At 57.4% G+C, this 1,290-nt stretch carries 1 protein-coding gene; it reads left to right on the top strand.

Going from position 1 to position 1,290, the window contains the following annotated elements; all coding sequences use genetic code 11:
• The first annotated feature begins 79 nt into the window (after positions 1 to 79).
• A protein-coding gene (locus DJ029_RS21470; RefSeq protein WP_370445261.1) for an IS3 family transposase occupies positions 80 to 1,238 on the top strand; the annotation gives its coding sequence in 2 pieces (ribosomal slippage) (positions 80 to 336 and positions 335 to 1,238; 1,161 coding nt in all).
• Positions 1,239 to 1,290 lie beyond the last annotated feature (52 nt).

Below are 1,290 nucleotides of genomic sequence, written 5' to 3'. Positions count from 1 at the left end.
TGACCTGCCCCCAAGATTTCGGACCATTTAAAAGGAGAGTTTGTTCTCGTAACGTTCAAAGCAACGAGGAGAACGAAGAATGCGGAAGTCACGTTTCACAGAGGAACAGATTGTCGGGATTTTGCAGGAGTATGCTGCCGGGGCGAAGGTCTCGGAGCTTTGCCGCAAGCATGGGATGTCCGATGCGACACTGTACAAGTGGAAAGCCAAGTATGGCGGCATGACGGTATCCGAGCTGCGCCGCCTGAAGGACCTGGAGGCAGAGAACGCGGAACTCAAGCGGCTGCTGGCCGATGCGATGCTCGATAATGCTGGTCTCAAGGGGCTGCTGGCAAAAACTCCTGACGCCTGCCGCCCGTCGGGATGCGGTGCTCATGTTGATCGCAGAACACCAATTCACGCAAAGGCGGGCGTGCAGGCTGGTCGGGATATCCAGATCGAGCCTGACCTATCAGGCGCGTCCGGATCGCCACGCGCGGCTCCGGGAACGCCTGATCACGCTGTCTGGAAAGCATAGGAGGTATGGTTATCGCATGCTGCATGCCAAGCTGGTGCGCGAAGGCTTCAAGGTGAATGTCAAAGTCGTTGAGCGCATTTACCGCGAAGAACGGCTGTGGCTACGCCGCACCAAGCGCAAGAAGATCCCCAAGGAAGGCCGTGAGGGCGGCTGGTGCCCGATTGCGGCCAACCAAAGGTGGTCATTGGATTTCACCAGTGACGCACTGGCGAACGGGCGCAAATTCCGAACCGCCAACCTCAAGGACGATTGCACACGCGAGTGTCCCGCGATTGAAGTGGATTTCTCACTGCCCGGTGAGCGGGTGGTGGAAATGCTGGAAAGGGTTGCCCGTGAACGCGGATATCCTGACATTCTGGTCGTGGATAATGTGCCCGAACTGCGAGGGCGCGCACTTGATGCCTGGGCAGATGACAACGGCGTGCAGTTGTATTTCATCGATCCCGGCAAGCCCACACAGAACGCCTACATCGAGAGCTTTAATGGGCATTTTCGGGATGAATGTCTGAACCAGCACTGGTTCACCAGTATCCGTGAGGCGCGCGAGATAATCGAAAACTGGAGGATCGATTACAATACAGAGCGCCCGCACAGCAGCCTGAAATACCGAACCCCGGAGGAGTTCGCCGTAGCGCGTCCCTTCGACAAAACGCAATGGGCGCAGCCGCTTGAGCTATCTGAGGGCTCCGCGCCCGCGCCCATTGCTCACGCCGCCGAATGATGGCACACAAATGGAGAGCAAACTCGATTTATGGATGGCCCTGAAAATCGGG

It is taken from the genome of Oceanibium sediminis (genome assembly GCF_003265325.1).
Classification (GTDB): domain Bacteria; phylum Pseudomonadota; class Alphaproteobacteria; order Rhodobacterales; family Rhodobacteraceae; genus Halovulum; species Halovulum sediminis.
Note: the sequence above shows the minus strand (reverse complement) of the source record. Positions and strands in the feature narration are given on the sequence as shown.